This is a genomic window from Burkholderia sp., from assembly GCF_018375725.1.
Taxonomy (GTDB): Bacteria; Pseudomonadota; Gammaproteobacteria; order Burkholderiales; family Burkholderiaceae; genus Burkholderia.
The window spans coordinates 1-4,033 of the sequence record NZ_JAHACR010000351.1 but is presented as its reverse complement, the minus strand read 5'-3'; the positions used below and the strand labels follow the sequence as shown (position 1 = coordinate 4,033).

3 protein-coding genes are annotated in these 4,033 nt (G+C 67.2%); 1 reads left to right on the top strand and 2 read right to left on the bottom strand.

The window, feature by feature from the left end:
* Positions 1-66 precede the first annotated feature (66 nt).
* Positions 67-537: an Lrp/AsnC family transcriptional regulator gene (locus KH616_RS22485; RefSeq protein ID WP_292252109.1), complete on the bottom strand. Its 471-nt coding sequence runs from the start codon at positions 535-537 to the stop codon at positions 67-69.
* A gap of 150 nt (positions 538-687) precedes the next feature.
* Here KH616_RS22485 and KH616_RS22480 point away from each other — a divergent pair, with 150 nt between their 5' ends.
* Positions 688-1,326, top strand: coding sequence for a cysteine dioxygenase family protein (locus KH616_RS22480; protein WP_292252108.1), 639 nt, complete (start codon positions 688-690; stop codon positions 1,324-1,326).
* A gap of 141 nt (positions 1,327-1,467) precedes the next feature.
* Here KH616_RS22480 and KH616_RS22475 read toward each other — a convergent pair whose 3' ends face one another.
* Positions 1,468-3,666, bottom strand: a complete 2,199-nt coding sequence (locus tag KH616_RS22475; protein ID WP_292252110.1) for a mechanosensitive ion channel domain-containing protein — start codon at positions 3,664-3,666, stop codon at positions 1,468-1,470.
* Positions 3,667-4,033 lie beyond the last annotated feature (367 nt).

Genomic DNA, 4,033 nt, shown 5'->3' with positions numbered 1-4,033 from the left:
ATGCGCGGCGCGGGCCGACTTCTGACCAACTCTGACCGGATCCGATCGGCCAACAGGCCGGGCCGCTCAGTCCGGCTCGGCGGCTTCGCGCACCGGCAGCGCCGTCGAATACTTGATCTGCTCCATCGCGAATGACGAACTGACGTCGAACAACGGCACCGCGCGGATCAGCTGCTTGTAGACGCGGTCGTAGTCGTCGATGCCGGCCACCACGACACGCAACAGATAATCCGTCTCGCCGCTCATCCGGTAGACCTCGACGATTTCCGGCATGTCGCGCACCACCTGCGTGAAGCGCTGCGCCCACTCCTCGGTGTGCTGGTTCGTGCGCACGGCAACAAACACGGTCGTGCCGACACCCAGCTTGCGCGCATCACACAACGCCACCTGCGCGCGGATCGCGCCGGTCTCCTTGAGCCGCTGCACCCGCTTCCAGCAGGGCGTCTGCGACAGGTTCACGCGCTGCGCCAGTTCCGCGATGGGCAGCGTGGCATCCGCCTGCAGCAATGCCAGCAGCTTACGATCGATGGCATCCATTTCCCCAACCTCTTTTCGATAGAAATTTATTCTATTCACGCTCCACATCGGGGAACATTATGGAATCCGTTTCTCCGCGTCGACCGGTATAAATACCGATCATCCGCGTGCCCGTTCTGCACGCGCTCGACAACGAAAAACGAGAACGCCATGCAACCGTCCGCCGCCCTTTCCGCCAGCACGCATCGACTCGCATCGAGTGACGCGCGTCTCGTATCCGTCGTCCCGGAACGCCCCGCGCTCGGGCGCCTGCGCCGGCAAATCGACGACGCGTTCGATGCGGCGGAAGGCGCGGCCGATCCGTCGCATCACACCGAATTTGCGGGGCGTATGCGTGCGGCGCTGGCCGACGCCAGCGCGTCGCCATCATGGCTGACCGATACGGAGCGTGAGAGCGATCCGCGGCAATACCGGCGTCATCTGCTGGCGGCCGATCCGCTCGGGCGATATGCGATCGTCGTGCTGGTCTGGCGTGCCGGCCAGCTGAGTCCGGTGCACGGTCACCAGACATGGTGCGGCTATACGGTACTCGAAGGCATGCTGACCGAAACGCGCTATGACTGGAACGCGGACACGGAGCTCGCGACCGAGACGCGCCGCCATTCACGCGGCCAGGGCACCGTATCGTTTGTGCGGGCCGGCACACACGCGATCCATCGGTTCGGCAACAACGCCGGATCCTGTCACGGCGCGCCGGCCGTATCGCTGCATGTCTACGGCGTACCGGGCGAGCGCATCGCCACGCACGTCAACACGCTCGTGCGCGTCGCCGCGCCAGCCTGCGCCTGACGATGCCTGAACCCCCGCGCATATGGGCGTGCCTGGCACGCCGACCTTATCCGCACGGCATCGCAGTCGACGCTCGTCACCGTCTTGCGCAGCCTCGGCATGCGCGACAGCCGGTGCGGACGCCACGCCCCCGTCCGTACCCTACGCCGCCCGCGATTCGCCCGCCGCTGCGACCGGCCCTTCGGATACGGCCTGCGCCGACGACACGACCTGCATCTGCGGCACCGGCATCGCGATACCGGCTTCCTCCATTCGCGCCTTCACGCGCGCATTGAACGCCCGCATCACCATCGACTGCTGCATCGGTTGCGTGCGGATCTGGCCTTTGACGATCAGCCAGTTCGGCTCGAAGCGATCGAGCCCCCAGACCTCGATGCCGCCCTGCATCAGATGCCGCACCGCTCCGTCACCCGCCAGGTCCGCGCCCGCGTCGCGGATCAGCCGCGTGACCTCGTCGACATCGGCGGACAGCGGCGCGCGCACCTCGAACACCGCGCAGCCGAAATCGCGCGACAGATTCTTGACGATCTTGATCTGCGAGAACGGGATCGAATGCAGCGCGCCCTGGCCGTCGCGCAGCCGCACGGTGCGGATCGTCAGGTGCTCGACGGTGCCGGCGTGCCCGCCGTCGATATCGATCCAGTCGCCGACCGAAATCGTGTCCTCGACGATGATGAACAGCCCGGTGATCAGGTCGGACACGAGCGATTGCGCGCCGAAGCCGACCGCGAGGCCGATCACGCCCGCGCCCGCGAGCAGCGGCGTCACGTTGATGCCGAGATTCGCCGCGATGACGATGCCGGCAATCGCGATGATCGTGACGAACACGACATTGCGCACGAGCGGCAGCATCGTCCGCGCGCGCATGCCCGAATTGCGGCCGCGACGCGCAGACGCCGTGTTGAGCGCCTCGAGGATCGCGGTATCGACGATGATCCAGGCGAGCCACGACACGAACAGCGTGACGACGATCGCGGTCATCGCCTGCGCAATGCCGCGCGCGGCGACGCTGTGCTCGACGATGCCCACGATCGAGATGCCCCACAGCCGCGACGTCAGTTCGACGTAGCCGAGCCAGATGAACAACGTCGCGAGCGAACCGGCGAAACGCACGAGTCGCGCGACATAGGCGGACTGGTTGCGCCGCATGCGGCGATGCGCCGGATTCGGACGCGTGACGCGCATCACGACGGCCGACAGGAAAAACGCGAGCACCAGCAGCATGGCGGTCACGATCGACGTCTGCAGCAGGTTCGACGACGAGCGGCTGCCGGCAAGCGTGCCGAACACTGCTGCGAACGCGAGCAGCAACACGGGTACCGGCCAGAGCCATGCGGCGAAATCGGCCATCTCGGTCGTCGCGCGATGGCCGCTGCGCTGCGCGTAGTTGCGATTGCGGATCAGGTGAGCGACCGGCCGCCGGAACGCCAGCGCGAAATACGCGCACAGTGTCGCGGCCGTCATGTTGGCGAACGTCGCGATCAGGCCGGCAAGATTGGTGCCGAGCTGCTGCGCGATGTCGTAATTGAGTGCCGCGTCGCCGAGCGCGCCGAATGCGCCGATCACGCGCAGCAGGCGCGACGACCGCTCGATCAGCACGCCGCCGGCCGCGCGGCGCGGCCCGGCGCTGAACAGCGCGAACATGATCAGGCACAGCGCCGCGAACACCGAACCCGATACGATCGCGTAGGCGACCACGAGCGCGACGAGGCGGCCGAGCGATTCCGGCAGGTTGCGCGCGATGGCCAGCACCACCGCGAACGCGACGATCCACGGTCCGACACGACGCAGCGCGAACATCAGCATTTCACGCGCGCCCGGATTCGGATTCAGTTCGATCTCGATGCCGAGCCGCGTGGCGAGCCGGTTTTGCGCCCAGATCAGCGCGATCGCGCAGGCGCCCCATCCGGCGAGCAGCACGACGAAGTCGAGCAGGATCGTCCCGGGCGACGCCGGCCCGTGTCCGCTCACGAGCGTGTACAGCTCGTTGCCGGCGGCCGTGAAGCGGCCTGCCCAGTATCGCAGCGGCGAGTCGCCCCGCTTCATGCCCGCTTCGACGCTCGCCATGCCGGACGCAATCGCGCCCCACAAGCCTGCGTTCGCCGTCGCGGATGCGGACGACACGCCGGACGCGGCATCCGCCGTCTGCGCGACGTCGCGCAGCGCCTTCAGCTGCGATACGAGCGCGGTTCGCTGCCGGTCGCTGTCGAGCATCCGGATCACGGTATTGAAGGACTGCGCGATCTCGGCCGCACTGGCCGGTGACGGCGCAGACGCGGATGCAGCGCCCGATGCGGCCGGTGCCGATGCGGCGGGCGTGGACGCATCGGCGGTCGGCACGATCAGCTTCTGGAAGGTGGCGAGGCTTGGCGAGGTCTCTGCGAGCGCCGGCTGTACACAGACGAATCCGAGGATAGCCACGCATGCCGCGATGTGGGGCCGGACCGGCCGGCGTGCCGCCACGCGGGCGAACCAGAAAAAGAGACAACAGGCCGTGACGGCCCAGCCCAGAAAATGCAAGAAAAACGAAAGCAAATGCGATCCTGTCCGGGGTGGTACGGATCGTCTAGTTTAGCCGCAACCGGCGATGCCCCCGGAAAACGGCGGCATCGCGGCGGCTGCGCACCGACGGTTTATCCCCGACGGCGGCACGGTCCGTTCAGTACGCGACGGTCGCGATCTCGCGCACGAAACTGTCCTGCTCGAT

Excerpts from the sequence above, each read along its gene's own strand:
- KH616_RS22480 (WP_292252108.1), top strand. The coding sequence starts at position 688 with ATGCAACCGTCCGCCGCCCTTTCCGCCAGCACGCATCGACTCGCATCG.
- KH616_RS22485 (WP_292252109.1), bottom strand. The coding sequence starts at position 537 with ATGGATGCCATCGATCGTAAGCTGCTGGCATTGCTGCAGGCGGATGCC.